The following is a 20,299-nucleotide window of genomic DNA, read 5'->3' as shown; positions in this document are numbered from 1 at the left end:
GGTTGGCCGAGGCTCAGAGGCGCTCGGGGGTCCTGATGCCGAGCAGCTCCATGCCCTGGTGCAGGGTGCGGGCCGTGAGGTCCGAGAAGAAGAGGCGGTTCTCGGCCACATCGGCCGGGACGTCGGACTTCAGCACCGGGCACTGGTCGTAGAACGTCGTGAAGAGCGACGACAGCTGGTAGAGGTACGAGGCCAGCTTGTGCGGCTCGTACGCGGCGGCGACCTCGGCCACGACCTCGCCGAACTGGTCCAGGTGCAGGCCCAGCGCGCGCTCGGCCGGGGCCAGCTCCAGCTCCGGGTGCGGCTGGGACTTCCGCTCGCCCGCCTTGCGCTTGATGGAGCGGGACCGGGCGTGCGCGTACTGGATGTACACGCTCGTGTCGCCGGTCAGCGACACCATCTGGTCCAGGTCGAACTTGTAGTCGCGGGCGGCCGACGTCGACAGGTCCGCGTACTTCACCGCACCGATGCCGACCTGCGTGGCCCGCTCGGTGATCTCCTCGTCGGTGAGGTCCTGTGCCTTCTCGCGCACGACCGCGGACGCCCGGTCGATCGCCTCGTCCAGCAGATCTGCCAGCCGGACCGTCTCGCCCTCACGGGTCTTGAACGGCTTGCCGTCCTTGCCGAGCACCGTGCCGAAGGCGAGCTGCACGGCCTTGACGTCCTCGTTCAGCCAGCCGGCCCGGCGGGCCGTCCCGAAGACCATCTTGAAGTGCAGGGCCTGCCGCGCGTCCACCACGTACACCAGGGTGTTCGCCTTGAGGTTCTGGACCCGGTCGCGGATCGCGGAGAGGTCCGTCGCCGCGTAGCCGTAGCCGCCGTTGGACTTTTTGACGATCAGCGGCACCGGGTTGCCGTCCGGGCCCTTGACATCGTCGAAGAAGACGCAGAGCGCGCCCTCGGAGCGGACGGCGACGCCCGACTCCTCCAGGATGCGGCAGGTCTCCTCCAGCATGTCGTTGTAGCCGGACTCGCCGATGATGTCGGGGTCGCGGATCTCCATGTCGAGCTTGTTGAAGACCGAGTAGAAGTAGATCTTCGACTCGTCGACGAAGCGCTGCCACAGGGCCAGCGTCTCCTCGTCACCGGCCTGGAGCGCGACGACCCGGTCCCGGGAACGGGCCTTGAACTCCTCGTCGGAGTCGAAGAGCGCCCGCGAGGCCTTGTAGAGCCGGTTCAGCGAGGACATGGCGGCTTCGCCGTCCGCCGCGCCGTCGTCGCCCTCGTGGGTCAGCTCGCCCGGGTGCTCGATCAGGTACTGGATGAGCATGCCGAACTGGGTGCCCCAGTCGCCGATGTGGTGCCGGCGGACCACGGTCTCGCCGGTGAACTCCAGGATGTGCACCATCGCGTCACCGATCACCGCGGAACGGAGGTGACCGACGTGCATCTCCTTGGCCACGTTCGGCTGCGCGTAGTCGATGACCGTCGTGCCCGCGGCGCTGTTGTACGGCACACCGAGCCGGCCCTCGTCGTCCGCGTCACGCGCGGCGAGGGTCTCGATGATCGCCCGGTCGCTGAGCGTGACGTTCAGGAAGCCGGGGCCGGAGACCTCGATCTCCTTGATCAGGCCACCCGCCGGGATCGCGGCCGTGACCTGGGACGCCAGCTCGCGCGGGTTGCCCTTGAGCTTCTTGGCCAGCGCCAGGATGCCGTTGGCCTGGAAGTCGGCCCGGTCGCTTCGTCGCAGCAGCGGGTCCGCGGTGCCCGCGTCCGGCAGTGCTGCCGTCAGGGCGTCCGCCAGCTGCTGCTGGAGCGTGGAAGCGAGGGAATTGACCGAGGCCATGGGCTGGCTGCCGTTTCCGTAGGGGTTCAGGGTCGCAGCACAGAGCTGCGAAGGATCACACCCAGTATTCCACGGCGGGTAAAGCCGTTTTCGCGCTGCCGGGGGGACCTGGGAGAATGGGCGGTGCCCCTACCAGTCCCCCAAGGGTCGTTCCTACGAGTCCCACCAGGCAGACAAGAGAGAAGGACGTGCAGACCGTGGCTCAGAGTCAGAGCAGCACCGAGACCGACTGGGTCTCCCGCTTCGCGGACGATGTCATCGCCGAATCGGAGCGTCGTGCGCCTGGCAAACCGGTCGTCGTCGCGTCCGGCCTCTCCCCGTCCGGCCCGATCCACCTGGGCAACCTCCGCGAGGTCATGACCCCGCACCTGGTCGCCGACGAGATCCGCCGCCGCGGGCACGCCGTCCGGCACCTGATCTCCTGGGACGACTACGACCGCTACCGCAAGGTTCCGAACGGCGTCCCGGGTGTCGACGAGTCCTGGGCCGAGCACATCGGCAAGCCGCTGACCTCGGTGCCCGCCCCGGCCGGGTCCGCGTACCCGAACTGGGCCGAGCACTTCAAGGCCGCCATGACCGCCGCGCTGGACGAGCTCGGCGTCGAGTACGACGGCATCAGCCAGACCGAGCAGTACACGATGGGCGCGTACCGCGAGCAGATCCTGCACGCGATGAAGCACCGCGCCGACATCGACGCCGTCCTCGACCGGTACCGGACGAAGAAGGACCCGGCGGCGGGCGGCAAGGGCGGCAAGAAGCCGCAGCAGCAGAAGAAGGTCGACGAGGCGGAACTGGAGGCCGAGGCGGGTTCCGGCGCGGCCGCCGAGGACGACGGCAGCGGCGGCTCGGCCGGCTACTTCCCGTACAAGCCCTACTGCGGCAACTGCGAGAAGGACCTCACGACCGTCACGTCGTACGACGACGACAGCACCGAGCTGAACTACACCTGCACGGCCTGCGGCTTCGCCGAGACCGTCCGGCTGAGCGAGTTCAACCGCGGCAAGCTGGTCTGGAAGGTCGACTGGCCGATGCGCTGGGCGTACGAGGGCGTGATCTTCGAGCCGAGCGGGGTGGACCACTCCTCCCCGGGCTCCTCGTTCGTCGTCGGCGGCCAGATCGTCCGCGAGATCTTCGACGGCGTGCAGCCGATCGGCCCGATGTACGCCTTCGTCGGCATCTCCGGCATGGCGAAGATGTCCTCCAGCAAGGGCGGCGTGCCGACCCCGGCCGACGCGCTGAAGATCATGGAGGCGCCGCTGCTGCGCTGGCTGTACGCGCGCCGCAGGCCCAACCAGTCCTTCAAGATCGCCTTCGACCAGGAGATCCAGCGGCTCTACGACGAGTGGGACTCGCTGGCGCGCAAGGTCGCCGACGGCTCGGTGCTGCCGGCCGACGCCGCCGCGTACGCGCGGGCCATCGGCACGGCCGTCGGTGAGCTGGCGCGTACGCCGCGCCCGCTCCCGTACCGCACGCTCGCCTCGGTCGTCGACATCACGGCCGGGCACGACGAGCAGACGCTGCGCATTCTCAGCGAGCTGGACCCGGAGAACCCGCTGACCTCGCTGGACGAGGCGCGGCCCCGCCTCGACCGCGCCGAGAACTGGATCACCAGCCAGGTTCCGGCCGAGGCCCGCACCATCGTCCGCGACGAGCCGGACAAGGAACTGCTCGGCTCGCTGGACGAGCAGGGACGCCAGTCGCTGCGGCTGCTTCTGGAAGGACTGGACTCGCACTGGTCGCTGGACGGGCTCACCACGCTCGTCTACGGCGTGCCGAAGATCCTGGCGGGCCTGGAGCCGGACGCTAAGCCGACGCCCGAGCTGAAGGTCGCGCAGCGGTCGTTCTTCGCGCTCCTGTACCGGCTGCTGGTCAGCCGGGACACGGGGCCGCGGCTGCCCACGCTGCTGCTGGCCGTGGGGGCGGAGCGGGTGCGCAGGCTGCTGGGCGCGTAGGGGCCTTTTGTACGGAGGGCCGTCACCCGGTGATTCGGGTGACGGCCCTCCGTCGTTCTTGCTGTTGTCGCTGCCCTGGCCGGATGCGGGGCGGGGCTCAGGCGATGTGGTCCGCTTCGAGCTCGGCGTGGTAGCGGTTCTTGAACTCCGGCATGAAGCGGCGGATCAGCGCCGCGCTGCGCGGGTGCCTGACGTTGTGGCCGTCCGTGACGTGTATGTCCAGGGCGTCGACGCTGGGGTAGTCGTTGTGCTGGTTCACGAACGCGGCGAACACCTCGTACGCGATCGCGGCGAACTCCGCGTCCTCCTGCGCCCACTCGGCCGGGTCCTGGGCCGGGTTCTGCGCCGGGTCCTGGGAAGGGTTCTGGGAAGGGTTCTGCGCCGGGTCCTGGGAAGGGTTCTGCGCCGGGTCCTTCCGGGGCTCCTGCGGCTGCCGCTCGTCGGTGCGGGGCGCCGGATCGGGTTCCGCGGCGCGGGGGCCCGGGACGGCGCCGATCGTGCCCACGCTGCCCAGGGGGCGGGTGCGGCCGCCGGGACCCAGCGGGACCATGACGGGGGTGGGCTCCAGGCCCTCGACGTACGTCGGGTCGTACGCACTCTCGTACGCGTCGTCGGGCACCTGGGGCGCCGCGAACCACGGGCTCTCGTGCGAGCCGGGGCCCTCCTGGGGCCACTGCTCGGCAGCGGCCGGGTCGGAGGGGTGCGTGTGCTGCTGCTGGTGCGGCTCGTACTGCTGGTGCGGCCCGTACTGGTGCTGCGTGTGCTGCTGCTCGGGGTGAGGCCCGGCGTACGGCAACTCCGGCTGGAACTCGTCGGCTTCGGCGGCGGCCAGGGCCGGGGCAGGCGGCAGGAGGGCCGGTTCGATGCCTGCGGCGGCGAGGCCGGCCGGACCGGTGTCGGCCAGCGGGACACCGTACTTCGCCAGGCGCAGCGGCATCAGGGACTCGACGGGTGCCTTGCGGCGCCAGCTGCGGCCGAAGCGGGCCTGGAGGCGGGCCTGATAGATCAGCCGGTCCTGTTCGAGCTTGATGACCTGCTCGTACGAACGGAGCTCCCAGAGCTTCATCCGCCGCCACAGCTTGAACGTCGGCACGGGGGAGAGCAGCCAGCGGGTGAGCCGCACGCCCTCCATGTGCTTGTCGGCGGTGATGTCGGCGATCCGGCCCACGGCGTGCCGGGCGGCCTCGACGGAGACCACGAACAGCACCGGGATGACCGCGTGCATGCCGACGCCGAGCGGGTCGGGCCAGGCCGCGGCGCCGTTGAAGGCGATCGTCGCGGCGGTCAGCAGCCAGGCCGTCTGGCGCAGCAGCGGGAACGGGATGCGCAGCCAGGTCAGCAGCAGATCCAGGGCGAGCAGCACACAGATGCCCGCGTCGATGCCGATCGGGAAGACCAGCGAGAAGTTCCCGAAGCCCTTCTGCAGGGCGAGTTCGCGCACCGCCGCGTACGAGCCCGCGAAGCCGATCGCGGCGATGAGCACCGCACCGGCGACCACGAGACCGATGAGTATCCGGTGGGTGCGTGTCAGCTGCATCGCGGCCACCCGCGTTCCCCTCCCCGTTTCCCGTATCCGACGTCGCGCGTCGACGTTCCGCGCCGATGTCCTGCTTCGACGTTCCGCGTCCACGCTCTGCTTCGACGCCGTGGTCCGGCGTCCCGCTTCAACGTCCCGTCGCGACGTCCTGCTTCGACTTCTGGCGGGCACAGCCTGGCACATGAGGGCGCGGCATGTTGCGCGGGGAGGGGCCGAGCCCGGTACTCGGGGGAGTACCGGGCTCCGTGAATCCGTTTCCGAGCAGGGACGTCGGGGCGCGCCGGGCCCGCTCGCCGATCCGGCCCGATCAGGTCTGATCCGGCCTCGTCCGAACGAAAGAACCTAGCTCGTCTTCTTGTCCGTGGCCTTCTCGTCTGCCTTGAGAGATGCACCCGACTTGGGGGATTCATCCTTCTTCGCCGACTCGTCGGGCTTGGCCGACCCGCTAGGTGCGTCCTGCTTCGCACCGGCGGCGGCGACCGAGGCCACCGCCTCCTTGGCCGCCTTCTCGGCGCCCTTCAGGATGTCGTCGGCGGACGGAGTCTTCGCGCCCGCGTAGCCCGCTCCGTTGTAGGTGAGGGTGATGACGACGTTCCCCGTGCGGGCCACGACCGTCGCGTACTTGAAGTCCTCACTCGTCTTGGTCAGGTCGTACGTGATCTTGGTGGCCTGCTCGCCGATGCCGGTGACCGGTGCCTCGGCGAGCTTCTTCGCACCCTCGGCGGCCTTGACCTTGGTGATCTGCTTCGCGTAGTCCTGCTGCGCGCGCTTGGCGCCGCTGCCCAGGGACTGGTCCGAGTCGAAGCGGGTGAAGCCGACGTCCAGCCAGCGGTACTGCGAACCCTTCACGCCGTTGTCGTCGAGGCCGTTCCAGGAGCAGCCGGTGCGGTACGCGGTGTCACTGGAGCCGGCGGGCGTGCCGCCCGGGGTCTTCACCCCGGGGACCAGGGAGCTGACCGTCTTCTTGCTGATCGACTTGCACGGGTCGGGCAGGGCGGTGAATTTCGCCGGCTCGACGCTCGGTTCCGACTTCTTGGCGTCCGGCGAAGCCGTGGACGACGAGGGCGTACCCGAGTCCTTCTTGTCGCCGGAGTCCGACGAACAGCCGGCGACGACGAGCATCACCGGAACGGCGGCGCAGGCGAGTATGCGGGCGAGTCGCGGGGCTGAACGGTGCATGGTTCCTTCACTCGGGTGGCGCGGCGGGCGGGCTGCCCTGGGGGCGGGCTGCCAGGTGGTCGGGGCGGGTGGGGCTGCGAGGTGCCTGGTGGTCGGGGCGGGCGGTCTGGCGCGGGCGGTCGGCACCTCCGGTGGGTGGCCGGGGGTGTCCGGGAGGCTTCGGAGGGCCTTCCGGAGGGCCACGGTACGACGGACGGCGGCCGGGTGCGCCACTCGGCGGGCGGGGGCGCCGCCCTGCCGGGGGCGCCCCGCGCGCGGCTATTCGCTGAACTTGTCGACCAGCTTCTGGGCCAGTGCCCTGGCCGTGTCCTGCAGTTCCTTGCTGTCGGGAACCACGGTGGAGGTGGTCGGCTGCTCGGTGTACGCGACGGTCACGATGACGTTCGATGTGCGGAACACCACGCTCACCGTGCGGTGCTGTGCGGTGGAACCTGCCCGAGTGAGCAGATCGTCCAGAAACGCACTGTCTCCGAGGTCGTCGAGCGTGCGGGGCAGAACGCTCTCGTCGGCGCCGTCGGTCGTGCCGCTGCTGCCGTCGTTGTTTCCGCTGTCGCTCTTGCCCGCGCCCTTGTCCTCGGAGGCCGGGCCGGACAGGGCGTGCGAGGCGGAGCCCGACGCGGAGCCCGAGGAGGTGGGCTCCGCCTTCTCCGTGCTGCCCGGTGGGGCGGAGGGGGAGACCAGGCCGGCGGCGGTCTCCTTCTTCGTGTACACCTCGCGGGCGCGGTCGTCGTCGCTCACCGCGGGGTCGTAGGACACGACACGCTCGAAGTCGACGAAGAGGGTGTGCGAGGAGTCGGGGGCCTCGGACTTCCAGCGGCAGCCGACCCGGCGGTCGGTGTCGTAGGTGACGGTGGCCGAGCCCTCGTACACCTTCTTCTGCTGGTCCTCGGGGAGTTCGGCCGCGCCCGGGAGCACGTCCTTCAGCGTGGACGACGTAATGGCCCGGCAGGGGTCGGGAAGGGTGCGGTACTTGCCGGGGGCCGCCGCGGCGACGGTCGCCTCGCCAGGCTTGCTGTCGGCGGCGGAGCCACCGGTTCCGGTGCTGGAACTGCAGCCGACGGCGAGCGCTGCCAGTAGCGCGGTGCCGAGTACGTACGCCATTCGTCGCACGGTCCTGGGCTCCCTTCGTGCGAAAAACGGTTGCCGCTCGATGGCGACCGGTGGACACAATGTGTATCGCACGCGCCGCTGTGAATGCCGGTCGACCGACTCATTTGCCGACCTTGGCACCGGTTTTGCGCTTTCAGAATTTTCGGGGGAATAGAGGGACTATGTCGTATGTAGAGGTGCCGGGCGAGAAGGTCCCGATCCGCATGTGGGCCGACCCGGCCTCGGTCGAGGACGTCGCGATGCAGCAGTTGCGCAACGTGGCCACCCTGCCCTGGATCAAGGGGCTCGCCGTGATGCCGGACGTCCACTTCGGCAAGGGCGCGACGGTCGGTTCGGTGATCGCGATGCACGGCGCGGTGTGTCCGGCGGCGGTGGGTGTGGACATCGGTTGCGGAATGTCCGCGGTGAAGACCTCCCTGACGGCCAATGACCTGCCGGGCGGCCTGTCCCGGCTGCGGTCGAAGATCGAGCAGGCCATTCCGGTGGGCCGCGGCATGCACGACGACGCCGTGGACCCGGACCATGTGTACGGCTTCCGGGCGCCGGGCTGGGACGACTTCTGGGGGCGGTTCGACGGGGTGGCCGATGCGGTCAAGTTCCGTCGGGAACGCGCCACGAAGCAAATGGGAACGCTCGGATCGGGCAACCACTTCATCGAGTTCTGTCTCGATGAGTTCGGGGCCGTCTGGCTGATGCTGCACTCCGGATCGCGGAACATCGGCAAGGAACTGGCCGACTTCCACATCGGGCAGGCGCAGAAGCTGCCGCACAACCAGGATCTGATCGACCGGGACCTGGCCGTGTTCATCGCCGACACCCCGCAGATGGCGGCGTACCGGAACGACCTGTTCTGGGCGCAGGAGTACGCGAAGCACAACCGCGCCGTCATGATGGCGCTCTTCCAGAACGTCGTCCGCAAGGAGTTCAAGAAGGCCAAGGTCACCTTCGAACCGGTCATCTCCTGCCACCACAACTATGTGGCGGAGGAGCGTTACGAGGGCATGGACCTGCTGGTCACGCGGAAGGGTGCGATCCGTGCGGGTTCCGGTGACTTCGGGATCATCCCGGGCTCGATGGGCACCGGCTCGTACATCGTGAAGGGCCTCGGGAACGAGAAGTCCTTCAACTCGGCCTCGCACGGCGCCGGCCGGAAGATGAGCAGGAACGCCGCGAAGCGGCGCTTCTCGACGCGTGATCTGGAGGATCAGACGCGGGGCGTGGAGTGCCGCAAGGACTCGGGCGTGGTGGACGAGATTCCGGCCGCGTACAAGCCGATCGAGCAGGTCATCGAGCAGCAGCGGGACCTGGTGGAGGTCGTCGCCAAGCTCAAGCAGGTTGTGTGCGTGAAGGGCTGAGCCCCCTCGCTCACGGTTGGACGGAGGGCCTCCCGGGCGGCAGGGCCTCTGAACGGGAGAGCCTCGGACGCGGGTGGTGTGTCCGAGGCTCTTCGGCGTCCGGTCGTGCCGGTGTGGCGTCTGCGATGTCCGGTGTGCCTGCGGTGTGTGCGGCTGTGCCGGCGGTGCCCGTGTCCGGTCGTGCCGGTGGCGTCCGCGGTGTCTGCGGCGAATTCGGGACTTCGGTGGGGTCGGGTGATGCGGTCCGGTGGTGGAGTCGGGCGGTGCGGTTCGGCCCGACGGTCAGGCCGGGCGGTCAGGCCGGGCGGTGAGGTCAGGTGGTGCGGTGGACCTTGGAGTTGGAGGCCTGGGCGCGGGGCCGGACCACCAGGAGGTCGATGTTCACGTGGCTGGGGCGGGTGACGGCCCAGGTGATGGTGTCGGCCACGTCGTCGGCGGTGAGCGGGGCCTCGACGCCCGCGTACACCTTGGCCGCCTTCTCGGTGTCGCCGCGGAAGCGGGTGGTGGCGAACTCCTCCGTCTTGACCATGCCGGGGGCCACCTCGATGACGCGGACCGGGGTGCCGACGATCTCCAGCCGGAGCGTCTCGGCCAGGACGTGCTCGCCGTGCTTGGCGGCCACGTAGCCGCCGCCGCCCTCGTAGGTGGAGAGGCCCGCGGTGGAGGAGAGGATCACAACCGTGCCGTCACCGCTTTCCGTGAGGGCGGGGAGCAGGGCCTGGGTGACGTTGAGCGTGCCGATGACGTTCGTCTCGTACATCTGGCGCCAGTCGGCGGGGTCGCCGGTGGCGACGGGGTCGGCGCCGAGTGCGCCGCCCGCGTTGTTGACGAGGACGGCGAGGGTGCGGAACGCCGTGGCGAACTCGGTCACTGCGTCGCGGTCGGTGACATCCAGGGCGTAGGCCGTTGCCTGGTGGCCCGCTTCGTTGATCTCGGCGGCGAGCGCCTCGATGCGGTCCTTGCGGCGGGCGGTCAGGACCACGCGGTAGCCGGCGGCGGCCAGCTGTCGGGCGGTCGCGGCGCCGATGCCGCTGCTCGCTCCGGTGATGACGGCGATCGGTGTGGCAGCCATGACGGACTCCTCGGGCAGCTGATCGGTACGGGGCCAGGATAGGCAGGCGGGCGGTCAGTGATCGCGGGGGGCGTACATGATCACGGCCATTCCCGCCAGGCAGACCAGCGCACCGATCACGTCCCAGCGGTCGGGGCGGTAGCCGTCGGCGACCATGCCCCAGGCGAGCGAGCCCGCGACGAAGACGCCGCCGTACGCGGCGAGGATGCGGCCGAACTCGGCGTCGGGCTGAAGCGTGGCGACAAAGCCGTAGGCGCCGAGTGCGAGGACGCCCGCGCCGATCCAGATCCAGCCGCGGTGCTCACGCACACCCTGCCAGACGAGCCAGGCGCCACCGATCTCGAAGAGCGCGGCGACGACGAACAGAGCGACAGAACGGGCGACCACCATGGACGAAGCCTGTCATGGAGTCCACCGCGCCCTGCCGGTGACGTTCCTCGCCCTTTCCCTGTCCGGCGCCGCCGTGGCATCGACCAGTGCGCTCGGACGAGGAAGCGCGCCCGTACGGCCACCGAGAGCGTCACTGTCCGAACCCCATGGCGAGTTCGTGAGGGGAGCGATGCAGAGGCGCGCCGAACCGATCGGTATATATGGATAATTCGGGGCGATCTGTATCTTCGGGGCATGATGGTGACACGTAGAGCTGCGCCGGTGGTACCCGCCGCCTCGATGGTGGCGACGGCTGTGGTCGTCGTTGCGGCTGTGGTGCTGGCGTCGGGGGTGGGCGGCGTGGCTGCGGCGGCCGGGCGCGTTGCGCCCGAGGGTGATGCACCTGGCGGCGTTGCCCCGGGTGGCGTTGTTTCGGGCGGCGGTACGTCCGGGGGCATCGCGCCCGAGGCGGATGTGTCGCTCCACGGGCACGTCTCGCTGTGGGGTACGGGGCTCGGGGTCTGGGTGCAGAGCCGGAACCGCGGTCCGTCGAACCTGCCGGGTGTCACTGTGCGGGTGCGGACGTCGGTGCCGCTCTCCGGACGACAGGAACTCTCGGAGGGCTGTCTGCAGTCCGACCGGCTGACCGTGCTGTGCCGGACGGGTGCGCTGCGCGCGGATGCGGAGGAGGGGCGGCAGCTCGCGCTCGAACTGCAGCTGGCGGGGCGGCCGGACGAGGTCGTTGTCCGGGTCGACACCCTGTGGAACGGCGGCGCGACCGACCGGAACCCGAAGAACAACAACCACGAGGTGTTGGCTTTGGCCACCGGGGACGAATACGTGTTCTGACTCTCGGTGGCCTGTGGTGCGGGCGCCACGGGTGCGGGGCGCGTACTCATCGGGTGAGTGCGGCCTGCAGGGCGGACGGGTCGGCGTGGTCGCTCGCCCAGGCGATGTAGCCGTCGGGGCGGACGAGCAGGGTGGTGGTGCGGCCGCCCGTCCAGTGAGCGTGCACCAGGGGGTTGCGGGTGGTCGGAGTGACCGTGCCGACGGGGGTGACGAGGACGAACGTGCCGTCGCGCAGCAGTTGGTAGAGGCGGCCCTCCCGCAGGCTCAGGTCGGGGGCGCGCTTCGCGGTGAGGGGATGGGCGCCGTGTGGGGCCGCGTAGGCGATCGAGATGCCGGAGATCAGACCCAGGGCCTTGTCGGAGGCGGGCCGGATCGTGGACAGCGTCTTGCTGATCAGCGCCCGGACCGTCCGCTGGAGCGGCGTGCCGGCCATGGCGAGGCGGACGAGTGCGCCGCTGGAGCGGAGCACTCTCACGCCGACCGGGTGCCGTTCGGCGTGATAGCTGTCGAGCAGCGCCTCTGCGGCGGCCGTGTGTCCGCGCAGTGCGGCCGCGAGCTTCCAGGAGAGGTTGGCCGCGTCCTGGAGACCGGTGTTCATGCCCTGGCCGCCTGCGGGTGAGTGGACATGGGCGGCGTCCCCGGCGAGGAAGACCCGGCCGGTCCGGTAGGCGGGCACCTGGCGTTCGTCGCTGTGGAAGCGGGAGATCCAGCGCGGGTCGTGCATGCCGTGGTCGGTGCCGAGGGCGGAGCGGGTGATCTCGCGCAGCTCTTCGAGGTCGACTGGATCGCTGCCGGCGCGCTGGTGCGCACGGTGCCAGCCCATCACGCGGTACCAGCCGTCACCGAAGGGGGCGATGAAGGCGAAGGCGTCCCCCCTGCCGTTGACCGTCAGGACATCGGTGGGCCGCTCGGTGAGCCGGACATCGGCGAGGACGATCGACCGGATGACGGATTCGCCGGGGAAGGGGAGGCCGAGTGCCTGCCGGACCCGGCTGTGAACTCCGTCGGTGCCGACGAGGAAGCGGGCGCTGAGCGTCGTCGGACGGCCGTCCGTCTCGCTCAGTTCAGCGGTGACGGTGTCCGAAGCGTCGCTCTGGTGGAGCGCGGTCAGCTCCGTGTCGTACCGGAAACGGACCCCCGCAGCGCGGGCGCGCCGCTCCAGCAGGCGCTCCACCTCGTACTGGGGGGTGATCAGCACGAAGGGGAAGCGGGTCCGCAACCGGGAGAGATCGAGCGGGAGCTTGCCGAAGAAGCGCAGGGTGGTGCGGGGTGTGCCCGTCTTGACGAGCTCATCGGCGAGGTCGCGGGCGTCGAGCAGTTCGAGTGTGCGGGCGTGTATCGCGAAGGCGCGCGTGATGTTGCTGGTCTCGCGCGGGCGGCGCTCCACGAGCGTGACCGAAAGGCCCTGGGCGGCGAGGTCGCCCGCGAGCAGAAGGCCGGTGGGGCCTGCGCCCACGACGAGTACGTCGACGGTGTCTGGTGCGGTGCTCGGGTTGGTGGTCATGTCTGCCTCCTGGGCCCGTCATCAGCGGTCACCTTCGCGCCAACAGGTGTTGGTCAACGCTTGTTGGCAACGATAGGCGCGGCTCGGCTGGCATGTCAACGGGTGTTGGCCTACAGTTGTTGGCATGACGACGAAGCCCGCCGAGTCCCGCCGCTCGGATGCCACCAAAGCCGCGATTCTCGACGCGGCGCGCGAGCGGTTCGCCAGCGATGGTTATGAGCGGGCCACCATCCGCGCCATCGCCCGTGACGCGAACATCGACCCGTCGATGGTCATGCGCTACTACGGCAACAAGGAGGGGCTGTTCGCCGCCGCGTCCAGGATCGACGTGCGGATACCGGAGCTGGGGGCGATGCCGAGCAAGCACATCGGTGCCGCCCTCGTCGCGCACTTCCTGGACCGCTGGGAGGGTGACGACGTGCTCACGGGCATGCTCAGGGTCGGTGCCACCAATGACGCCGGAGCCGAGCGGATGAGGACGGTCTTCGCCGAACAGCTCGGTGCGATGACGGCCGGTGTCTGCCCCGACCCGGCCGAGGCCCCGCGCCGGGCGGCCCTCATCGCCTCGCAGATCCTGGGGATGGCGCTCGCGCGTTACGTCCTGCGGTTCCCGCCCGCGGTCTCGATGTCGCGCGAGGAAGTGATCGCCTGGCTCGCACCCACCATCCAGCGGTATCTGACCGCCGAGCAGCCGTAGCGCGGAGGCGGCGGAGCGGACGAGCGGGAGGCGGCAGAGCGGGGAGTGGGGGGAGTGCGGGGAGTGCGGGCGTGTGGGGCGTGATGTCTCGGTGCGGGGCGGGTGTGTTGTGCCGGGCCGGTGACGCGCGATGCCCGGCAGTATCCGCTTCGTAGACTCTCCGCATGCCGCAGAAGTCCCCGGCCCGGCGCAGCGCGCTGATGGCCGAACTGACCGCCGAGTCGCGCCGCTACATGGCTGCGTACGCCCTTTTCAACCAGGCCGTCGCGGATCATCTGCGGCTTCACCCGACCGATCTGCAGTGCCTCAACCTGCTCGGTCTGGAGACGATGCCGGTCACCACGGGCCGTATCGCGGAGCTGACCGGGCTCACGACGGGGTCGGCGACCCGGCTGGTCGACCGGCTGGAGCGAGGCGGCTTTGTGACGCGCGAGCGGGACACGGTCGACCGGCGGCGGGTGCTCGTCGCCACCGTGCCGGAGCGAATGGCTGAGATCGGCGCGGTGTGGGAGCGGCTGGGCGGGGCGTGGGCGGCGATGTTCGAGGCGTACGACGATGAGGAAGTGGCCCTGCTCATCGCCCATATGCGGCGAACGGTCGAGCTGAGTGCGCTGCAGGTCGCGGCGTTGCGGGAGTCCGGCCCGTCGGTCCTCGGCCCCAGTGGTGCCGGAAGCCCCGGAAGCCCCGGAGGTCCTGGGGATCCCGGAGGCTCCGGGCGGGATTGACGGTTTGCCGTTCTGGTCGCTCCCTCAGGCAGCGTCCGGTGGAGTGGGCGCGAAGTCGCGGAGCGCCCTCGTGACGATCGCGTCCAGGTGGGTGTGGTGGGCGCCCCGCCAGTAGACGCGGTCGCACTCCGTGCACTGTGCGAACACGTCGTACGAGCTCCGGGTGCCGTGCTCCAGCTGATCGCTGACGGAGTCCTTGTCGGCCGCCTTCAGCGGCCCGTTGCAGGCGGTGCATCTGGTCCAGGGCGCCAGGCTCGGTGTGAACCGCTCCAGCACGTCCCGCAGTTGGTCCTCGGGGCGGTCGCTGTAGACGTACGCCCCGGCCCAGAGCTCCCGCCGGTGCAGCAGTCCGCGGTCCCGGGAGAGCAGCACGCGGCGCTCGTCCGCCGACCGGGTGGCCAGCGCGGCATCGCCGATGTCCTCGCTCTCGTACGCCGCATCGACACCCAGCAGCCGCAGGCGCCGGGCGAGCGTGCCGAGGTGGACGTCGAGCAGGAAGCGCAGGGGCGCGCCCGGGACGCGCTGGGGGCGTTCCACGGCGCGCACCTCGACCAGTTCGCCCGCCCCCGGGATGTGCGAGACGGTCACGGGACGGCCGTCGACCAGGATCTGTCCGGCCTCGGTGAGCGGGATACCCACCGACTCCACGACATGGCCGAGCGTGGAGAAGCCGTCGGTGGCCACGGTCGACCGTCCTCGGCGGCGTTCATGGGCGACGAAGAGCCGCAGCTCGGGGGCGACTTCGAGGTGGATCTCCGGTCCGTTCACCTCGTCAGGATGTCATCGGGCGGGGTGCCTCGGCCAGGCAATTCGGTGCCGGACACGTCGCCGGGGATGCGCTGCCGGGGTCTCGGCTCGGGCTTTTGGTGCCGGGGCGTACGGAGGCACGGGGGCGTATGGGCGTTCGGGGCGCAGGGGGACGGACTCAGGGGCGGAAGGCGGCTGCGTGCTCCTCGGCCCAGGTGGCGAAGGTGCGGGCCGGGTGGCCGGTCAGTTTCTCCGTGTCACCGGTCACCTCGGCCGGGGTGCCGTCCGTGGCGGCCGCGTAGGCGAGCAGGGCATCGGCGACCGGCTCCGGGACGAAGGGCGCCACCGACTTCTTCCAGGCCGCTCCGGTCACGGTGTTGATGGTGATGGGATGCCCGGATGCCGTCGCCAGCAGGCCGACCTGTTCAGCGGCCGTGAGTGATGCGGGCCCGGTGAGGTGGTACGCCGTGCCCCGCAGCAGGGGGTCGGTGAGAACGGCGAGGGCCGCCTCGGCGATGTCCGTCCCATGGATCGGGCTGGAGTGGTTGAGGGGGTGGGGAAGGTCGACGGAGCCACGGGTCCGTACCGACTCCGCCCATTGGTACGCGTTGCTCGCGAAGGCGCCCGGCCGGAGCAGCGTCGTCGTGAGGGGCGAGGCCATCAGGGCCTGTTCCACCGCGTGGTGGGAGGCGGCGATCGGGTTGTCATAAGCGTCCGGGGCGAGGACCGAACTGGAGGACAGCAGCACGACATGGCCGACGCCGGCGGCCTCGGCCGCGGAGAGGAAGGCGTCGACGGCGGACGCCTCGGCGTAGAGGAAGACGGAGTCGATCCCGTCGAGAGCGGTCGCGAACGTGGCCGCATCACCGAGATCCAGGGCGACGACCGGTACACCGGTGGGCAGGCGGGCGGGCACCGCGGTGGCCCCCTCGGTGTGCTGTCGGGTGAGTTCTTCGGGGTTGCGTGAGGCGGCGCGTACGGCGTGGCCGCCCCGGTGCAGGAGAGAAGTGAGCGTGGAGCCGACGTTTCCACGGCATCCGGTGACGAGAGTGGGCACGGGTGGGTCTCCTCCGGGCCGTTGTTACCTGTGATGCGCATAAGCTGCGCGACGCAGATAAATATCCTCAAGCCGGTGTCGCGCGTCAAACGTTTTCCCTCGGACTTTGAGATGGACTCCGAGGCGGACTACGGGATGAGCTCAGGAATGACCCCCCGGGCCGGTGGTCGGTGAGCGGCCCGGCACCTACAGTTCCCGCATGAAGATCCTCGACCTCGGACCCGGCGATGCCCGATTGGCCGCAGACCTGCTTCCCGTCCTGCGTGAACTCCGCCCGCACCTCACCGAGAACCTCTTCCGCGAGGTGTACGAGAAGGGGTACGCGCAGGGCCTCCGGTTCAGCGCCGCCTACGACGACGAGGGCATCTGCGTGGGTGCGGCCGGTTGGCGCGTCATCGACAACACCAGCCAGATCCGGATGCTCTACGTCGACGATCTGGTCACTGCGGACGGCGCCCGTTCCACCGGCGTAGGCCGTCGGCTTCTCGGACATCTCGAAGAGCGGGCCAGGGAGGCCGGCTGTCTGCACCTCACTCTGGACTCGGGCACGCAACGCACCGAAGCCCACCGCTTCTACCTACGGGAACGGCTGAACATCGTCGCGTTCAACTTCGACAAGGTCCTTGATCCGAAGTGACTCGGTCCGGTCCCGAGGTCAGCTTGCCCCGTCCGGAGCGAGGTCCAGGCGCCAGTCGTTCGTCAGCAGCGCATGGCCGGGCGGGTACTCGAACTCGCACGTACCGATCAGGGTGAAGCCCGTCTTGCGGCACACGGCGTTCGACGCGCCGTTGTCGACGGACGGATAGGCGTGCAGACGGCGGTGCTTGTGCTCGGCGCGGGCCAGCTCCGCGACGGCTTTCGTGGCGGCCGTGGCGATGCCCAGGCCCTGGTGTCCCGGGAGGACGGCCCACCCCGTCTCGTACACCTCCCGGCCCTGCCAGGTCCGCTCCCAGAAGCCGATGGTGCCCACGGCCTCGTCCCCGTCGGTCAGAACGATGCGGAACATCCTGCCCCTGCCCGTCCGGTCCGCGCTCAACGCCACATAGCGCTCGTGGCGCGCCATGAGCTGCTCCTCCGACTCGGGGCCGCCGAGATGGGCCATCAGTTCCGGTGCGTTGGCGCGGCGGAGCAGCTCCAGGTCGGTGTCCGACCAGGCCTCGATCCGTACGGACGATGCAGCGGTGTGTTCCATGCCGGAACTGTAGGACGCGGCACTGACACCCGGACGGCCCCGCCAGTGGCCGGACGGTCGACTCGCCGGTCGGACGGCCTCTTCGCCGGGCGGACGGTCGGGCCGGCAGTCGTCCCGGGGGCCTGGTGGTCAGTGCCGGGCGAACGCGGTCGGAGGAACGCCGACCGTTGCCGTGAAGTCTCTGACCAGGTGGGCCTGGTCGCTGTAGCCGAGCTCCGCGGCAAGGGCCGCCCAGTCCACCTCCGGGTCCGACTCGGCCCGCTCCAGTGCCTCGTGGATGCGGTAGCGGAGGATGACCCACTTCGGCCCGACGCCGACGTATGCGGCGAAGAGCCGTTGGAGCGAGCGCGGCGACAGCCCTTCGGCGCGTGCGAGTCGGTCGACACGGCGCACCGTGCGGTCCGTACGGACCAGGTCGACCAAGGCCATCGCGCGGTCGGCCAGCGGGTCCGGTTCCGGGCCGAGCGCCAACAGGTACGTGTCGAGGGCGGCCACCCGCGCGTCCTCGTCCACCGGGTCCAGCACGGTCGACGGCGAGGTGGCCGGGGCCGATGAGGCGGACGGGGCGAAGACCTCGTCCACGGGCAGCCGTCGCCCCGTCCACCGGGAGACGGGCCGGTCCGGTGCGAACGGGCGGAATCCGCCGGGCCGGAACTGCACCCCGCAGACCCGCCCCCGGCCCTCCAGCTTCTGCGTGAAGAGCTCCAGGCCGATGCCCGAGACCTCCACGCACCCGGTGTCGTGGCCCCGGCCGTCCTCGTACCGCTGAAAGACCAGGTTCACGGACGGGTGCGGCACCAGATGGGAGGCGTAGGGCTCCCGCAGGTCCCAGTCGATGAGCCAGTAGTGCTCCAGGTACGGCCGCAGTTCGGGGCAGGGCTCGTGGCGGCGGAAACGTACCTGCGCGAAGAGTTCGGAGGCGTCGACGATGCCTCGGGTGTCACGTCGCGGACCAGCCATGGCGGCGATCCTATGGTGTGCGGAACTCGCCGGCGAGCCGCTGGGAGAACGGCCGTCGGCCGACCCGTTCCCGTGCCCACGCCGGGCCTCCTCGCGGCGTGGGCGGCCGGCGGGTACCGCGCCGCCCGGTCGGAGTCAGTCCGGGCCCGCGTAGGGATCGGGCCCGGGGCGGCCGTACGTGTCGGGGACGACGGCGACCGGGCAGGGCGCGTAGTGCAGCATCGCGTGGTTCACCGGGCCCAGGTGGAAGCCGTGCCGACCACCGGTCCGCCGGGTGCCGACGACCAGCAGTTCGGCACCCTCGGCGGCTTCGAGCAATTCCTGGTGAGCCGGACCCTGCACCACCGAGCGGTGGATGACGACGTCGGGGGAGCCGGACCGGTCCAGCCCCGCCAGGACTTCTTCGAGGTGCTCCTCGGCCCGCCTACGGTGCGCGGCAGCCGGGGACCCCGACAGGAGCGGATGACTCATGGCCTCGTGGGCGGGGCAGCGCCAGGCCCGTACGGCGATCAGCTCGCCGTTGCGCGTGGCCGCCTGGTCGAGGGCGAAGACCGCGGCCGCCGACGGCTTCTCGGCGCCGCTGATCCCGACGACGACGCGACCGGGCCGCGGCGGGGTGCTCGGCTTCCTCGCCGGGACCACCACGACCGGGCAGTGGGAGCGGTCGGCGAGCGCGAGGCTGACGGACCCCAGGAGCATCCCGACGATATGGCCCCTGCCGCGTGAGCCGAGGACGATCAGGACTGCCTCGTGGCTCTCCCTGACGAGCGCGGCCACCGGGTCCTCGGGCTGCACCTCGGTCACCACGGACAGCTCGGGGCCGAGCCGTTGCGCGCGTTCCCGGGCGGTGGCGACAAGATGCTCGGCCAGGACCTGCTCGGTGGGGCGCTCGGTGTCGGAGTCGAGGCGCAGGCCTTCATAGCGCTCCCACAGCGACGCGTGGACGACGCGCAGGGGAACCCGTGAGCGTGCCGCCTGGGCCGCTGCCCAGTCGAGGGCGCGCAGACTGCCCTCCGATCCGTCCACTCCGACCACTACGGGGAGCGGCATCGCTCCCACCGCCTTCCGTACTGGGTGCTCGCTCCACCCCGGGCTCGGGCGCATCGTTCCGGCGTACGCCGGGGCGCTTCTACGGATCGATCGTCAGCACGTGGTCCAACGGGCGGCGCGGCGTGCGCGGTCCCGTGGGCCCGTATCCCATACGGACGATCATCTGTGCGTACCCCGAGCCGAAGACCGGGTCGCGCAGGAGCCATCGCAGGTCCGGCCATTCGACGGGCTGCGTGGCGAACGAGGCGGACACATGGTGGATCGTGGCGGTGAGCAGAACGCGCTCCAGCGCCTGGCCCGCACGCAGCCAGTCCGTCGCGTGGTCGCCGGGGGTGCTCAGCAGGGCGAGCTGCGGCTGCTTCTCGAACGGGATGCGTGCCCGGCCGGGGATGGCGCCCGGCCGCGCGAAATCGCGAGTGATCGCCCGTTCGGAGGTGTCGCGGGGGCCGAAGGCGTAGTCGGGGATTCCGTCCACGGGAGCCTCGGTCCTCGTGTTCCGGGTCCACCGCTCCTGTTCCGCCTTCCGCGCCGGATCCCCGCGGTCGTATCCCTCGGCGTCCTGGATCAGCCCGACCACGGTCTCCAGATGCGGCGGGGCCAGGAACGTGAAGTCCGCGCCCTCGGCGCGGGCCGCTTCGGTGAAGCGCGCGCGGACGTTCTCGGGGATCACCTGTTCATCGAACGGATAGCGGCTGGTGTGCCGGTCCCGGATGGCGCGGTGGAGAGCGGCGAGGGCTCCGTCCTCGGGCCTCTGTGCGGTATCGGGGCGGATCCCGAGGCGCACGGTGGCCAGTACCGCCGGGTCCGACGGTTCGGGCAGCAGCGTGGTGACCGTGTCCAGACCGCGGTGGGCGGCGGACACCCGCAGATTCAGCAGGGCCGCGCCGCAGCCCACGTGCAGTGCGCGGTTCGTGGGGTCGGCCTCCGGCATCGCGCGGCCGAATTCCGCCAGAAGTGTGAGGGTGCGGCCGGCGCGCGTGTAGCGGAACCGCCAGGGCTGGGCGTTGTGCATGGACGGGGCGGCGCCGGCGTCGGCGACGAGGCCGGAGAGCGTCGCGTCGTCGAGTGACTGGCTGAGCATCGGAACTCCCGGAGGTCGGGAACGGTCGATGGTCTCTTCAGCATGTCGGCACGGAACGGACAGTGCCTCGATGTCAT

19 protein-coding genes are annotated in these 20,299 nt (G+C 70.5%); 6 read left to right on the top strand and 13 right to left on the bottom strand.

Going from position 1 to position 20,299, the window contains the following annotated elements; translation table 11 throughout:
• Window positions 1-13: 13 nt before the first annotated feature.
• Complete coding sequence (gene argS / locus ACIOHC_RS12000) at window positions 14-1,786, bottom strand: arginine--tRNA ligase (protein WP_351083523.1); 1,773 nt, start codon at window positions 1,784-1,786, stop codon at window positions 14-16.
• Between the two features lie 188 nt (window positions 1,787-1,974).
• On the opposite strand from argS, the gene lysS reads away from it, so the two are divergent.
• On the top strand, window positions 1,975-3,738 hold the full coding sequence (gene lysS, locus ACIOHC_RS11995; RefSeq protein ID WP_401842615.1) for a lysine--tRNA ligase: 1,764 nt from the start codon (window positions 1,975-1,977) through the stop codon (window positions 3,736-3,738).
• A gap of 97 nt (window positions 3,739-3,835) precedes the next feature.
• On the opposite strand, the gene ACIOHC_RS11990 is transcribed toward lysS, so the two are convergent.
• The 3 genes from ACIOHC_RS11990 to ACIOHC_RS11980 all read right to left on the bottom strand — a co-directional run bounded on the left by ACIOHC_RS11990 (window position 3,836) and on the right by ACIOHC_RS11980 (window position 7,555).
• Window positions 3,836-5,275 (bottom strand): DUF2637 domain-containing protein, encoded by a 1,440-nt coding sequence (locus tag ACIOHC_RS11990; protein ID WP_401842613.1) that lies wholly within the window; start codon window positions 5,273-5,275, stop codon window positions 3,836-3,838.
• A gap of 342 nt (window positions 5,276-5,617) precedes the next feature.
• A complete protein-coding gene (locus ACIOHC_RS11985; RefSeq protein WP_351080037.1) occupies window positions 5,618-6,454 on the bottom strand; it encodes a DUF3558 family protein in 837 nt (278 codons plus the stop codon).
• A 258-nt stretch (window positions 6,455-6,712) separates the two neighbouring features.
• Window positions 6,713-7,555: a DUF3558 domain-containing protein gene (locus tag ACIOHC_RS11980; RefSeq protein WP_365691207.1), complete on the bottom strand. Its 843-nt coding sequence runs from the start codon at window positions 7,553-7,555 to the stop codon at window positions 6,713-6,715.
• Between the two features lie 170 nt (window positions 7,556-7,725).
• On the opposite strand from ACIOHC_RS11980, the gene ACIOHC_RS11975 reads away from it, so the two are divergent.
• On the top strand, window positions 7,726-8,919 hold the full coding sequence (locus tag ACIOHC_RS11975) for an RtcB family protein (protein ID WP_401842611.1): 1,194 nt from the start codon (window positions 7,726-7,728) through the stop codon (window positions 8,917-8,919).
• A gap of 313 nt (window positions 8,920-9,232) precedes the next feature.
• Here the strand turns inward: ACIOHC_RS11975 and ACIOHC_RS11970 are convergent, their stop codons facing one another.
• The gene (locus ACIOHC_RS11970; RefSeq protein WP_351080042.1) at window positions 9,233-9,991 is read right to left on the bottom strand and encodes an SDR family NAD(P)-dependent oxidoreductase; all 759 of its coding nucleotides are present in this window, start codon (window positions 9,989-9,991) and stop codon (window positions 9,233-9,235) included.
• Window positions 9,992-10,045: 54 nt separating this feature from the next.
• On the bottom strand, window positions 10,046-10,381 hold the full coding sequence (locus tag ACIOHC_RS11965) for a YnfA family protein (RefSeq protein WP_351080044.1): 336 nt from the start codon (window positions 10,379-10,381) through the stop codon (window positions 10,046-10,048).
• Between the two features lie 234 nt (window positions 10,382-10,615).
• Between ACIOHC_RS11965 and ACIOHC_RS11960 the strand changes: the two genes are divergently transcribed.
• A complete protein-coding gene (locus ACIOHC_RS11960) occupies window positions 10,616-11,209 on the top strand; it encodes a hypothetical protein (protein WP_351080046.1) in 594 nt (197 codons plus the stop codon).
• Window positions 11,210-11,255: 46 nt separating this feature from the next.
• On the opposite strand, the gene ACIOHC_RS11955 is transcribed toward ACIOHC_RS11960, so the two are convergent.
• Window positions 11,256-12,713, bottom strand: coding sequence for an FAD-dependent oxidoreductase (locus tag ACIOHC_RS11955; RefSeq protein ID WP_365691210.1), 1,458 nt, complete (start codon window positions 12,711-12,713; stop codon window positions 11,256-11,258).
• A 124-nt stretch (window positions 12,714-12,837) separates the two neighbouring features.
• On the opposite strand from ACIOHC_RS11955, the gene ACIOHC_RS11950 reads away from it, so the two are divergent.
• The gene (locus ACIOHC_RS11950) at window positions 12,838-13,410 is read left to right on the top strand and encodes a TetR family transcriptional regulator (protein ID WP_401842608.1); all 573 of its coding nucleotides are present in this window, start codon (window positions 12,838-12,840) and stop codon (window positions 13,408-13,410) included.
• A gap of 164 nt (window positions 13,411-13,574) precedes the next feature.
• The gene (locus ACIOHC_RS11945; RefSeq protein ID WP_351080050.1) at window positions 13,575-14,135 is read left to right on the top strand and encodes a MarR family transcriptional regulator; all 561 of its coding nucleotides are present in this window, start codon (window positions 13,575-13,577) and stop codon (window positions 14,133-14,135) included.
• 24 nt (window positions 14,136-14,159) lie between these two features.
• On the opposite strand, the gene ACIOHC_RS11940 is transcribed toward ACIOHC_RS11945, so the two are convergent.
• Window positions 14,160-14,903 (bottom strand): Mut7-C RNAse domain-containing protein, encoded by a 744-nt coding sequence (locus ACIOHC_RS11940; protein WP_401842607.1) that lies wholly within the window; start codon window positions 14,901-14,903, stop codon window positions 14,160-14,162.
• Window positions 14,904-15,060: 157 nt separating this feature from the next.
• Window positions 15,061-15,939, bottom strand: coding sequence for an NAD(P)H-binding protein (locus tag ACIOHC_RS11935; RefSeq protein ID WP_401842606.1), 879 nt, complete (start codon window positions 15,937-15,939; stop codon window positions 15,061-15,063).
• 199 nt (window positions 15,940-16,138) lie between these two features.
• On the opposite strand from ACIOHC_RS11935, the gene ACIOHC_RS11930 reads away from it, so the two are divergent.
• Complete coding sequence (locus ACIOHC_RS11930; protein WP_351080055.1) at window positions 16,139-16,576, top strand: GNAT family N-acetyltransferase; 438 nt, start codon at window positions 16,139-16,141, stop codon at window positions 16,574-16,576.
• Window positions 16,577-16,594: 18 nt separating this feature from the next.
• Here the strand turns inward: ACIOHC_RS11930 and ACIOHC_RS11925 are convergent, their stop codons facing one another.
• From ACIOHC_RS11925 to ACIOHC_RS11910, 4 genes are all read right to left on the bottom strand, one after another.
• Window positions 16,595-17,131: a GNAT family N-acetyltransferase gene (locus ACIOHC_RS11925; protein ID WP_351080057.1), complete on the bottom strand. Its 537-nt coding sequence runs from the start codon at window positions 17,129-17,131 to the stop codon at window positions 16,595-16,597.
• Window positions 17,132-17,260: 129 nt separating this feature from the next.
• Window positions 17,261-18,091, bottom strand: coding sequence for a helix-turn-helix domain-containing protein (locus ACIOHC_RS11920; protein WP_351080059.1), 831 nt, complete (start codon window positions 18,089-18,091; stop codon window positions 17,261-17,263).
• Window positions 18,092-18,226: 135 nt separating this feature from the next.
• Window positions 18,227-19,141, bottom strand: a complete 915-nt coding sequence (locus ACIOHC_RS11915) for a universal stress protein (protein WP_365691214.1) — start codon at window positions 19,139-19,141, stop codon at window positions 18,227-18,229.
• Between the two features lie 79 nt (window positions 19,142-19,220).
• Window positions 19,221-20,222: an Acg family FMN-binding oxidoreductase gene (locus ACIOHC_RS11910; protein ID WP_351080063.1), complete on the bottom strand. Its 1,002-nt coding sequence runs from the start codon at window positions 20,220-20,222 to the stop codon at window positions 19,221-19,223.
• Window positions 20,223-20,299: the final 77 nt, after the last annotated feature.

This window comes from Streptomyces sp. NPDC088252, assembly GCF_044740965.1.
Lineage (GTDB): Bacteria > Actinomycetota > Actinomycetes > Streptomycetales > Streptomycetaceae > Streptomyces.
This window is presented reverse-complemented; position numbering and strand designations above follow the sequence as displayed.

Coding starts and splice junctions, on each gene's coding strand:
- ACIOHC_RS11980 (WP_365691207.1), bottom strand. CDS start 7,555: ATGGCGTACGTACTCGGCACCGCGCTACTGGCAGCGCTCGCCGTCGGC.
- ACIOHC_RS11910 (WP_351080063.1), bottom strand. CDS start 20,222: ATGCTCAGCCAGTCACTCGACGACGCGACGCTCTCCGGCCTCGTCGCC.
- ACIOHC_RS11915 (WP_365691214.1), bottom strand. CDS start 19,141: ATGCCGCTCCCCGTAGTGGTCGGAGTGGACGGATCGGAGGGCAGTCTG.
- ACIOHC_RS11925 (WP_351080057.1), bottom strand. CDS start 17,131: ATGGAACACACCGCTGCATCGTCCGTACGGATCGAGGCCTGGTCGGAC.
- ACIOHC_RS11975 (WP_401842611.1), top strand. CDS start 7,726: ATGTCGTATGTAGAGGTGCCGGGCGAGAAGGTCCCGATCCGCATGTGG.
- ACIOHC_RS11945 (WP_351080050.1), top strand. CDS start 13,575: ATGCCGCAGAAGTCCCCGGCCCGGCGCAGCGCGCTGATGGCCGAACTG.
- ACIOHC_RS11990 (WP_401842613.1), bottom strand. CDS start 5,275: ATGCAGCTGACACGCACCCACCGGATACTCATCGGTCTCGTGGTCGCC.
- ACIOHC_RS11955 (WP_365691210.1), bottom strand. CDS start 12,713: ATGACCACCAACCCGAGCACCGCACCAGACACCGTCGACGTACTCGTC.
- ACIOHC_RS11985 (WP_351080037.1), bottom strand. CDS start 6,454: ATGCACCGTTCAGCCCCGCGACTCGCCCGCATACTCGCCTGCGCCGCC.
- ACIOHC_RS11920 (WP_351080059.1), bottom strand. CDS start 18,091: ATGGCTGGTCCGCGACGTGACACCCGAGGCATCGTCGACGCCTCCGAA.
- argS (WP_351083523.1), bottom strand. CDS start 1,786: ATGGCCTCGGTCAATTCCCTCGCTTCCACGCTCCAGCAGCAGCTGGCG.
- ACIOHC_RS11950 (WP_401842608.1), top strand. CDS start 12,838: ATGACGACGAAGCCCGCCGAGTCCCGCCGCTCGGATGCCACCAAAGCC.
- ACIOHC_RS11965 (WP_351080044.1), bottom strand. CDS start 10,381: ATGGTGGTCGCCCGTTCTGTCGCTCTGTTCGTCGTCGCCGCGCTCTTC.
- ACIOHC_RS11930 (WP_351080055.1), top strand. CDS start 16,139: ATGAAGATCCTCGACCTCGGACCCGGCGATGCCCGATTGGCCGCAGAC.
- ACIOHC_RS11960 (WP_351080046.1), top strand. CDS start 10,616: ATGATGGTGACACGTAGAGCTGCGCCGGTGGTACCCGCCGCCTCGATG.
- ACIOHC_RS11970 (WP_351080042.1), bottom strand. CDS start 9,991: ATGGCTGCCACACCGATCGCCGTCATCACCGGAGCGAGCAGCGGCATC.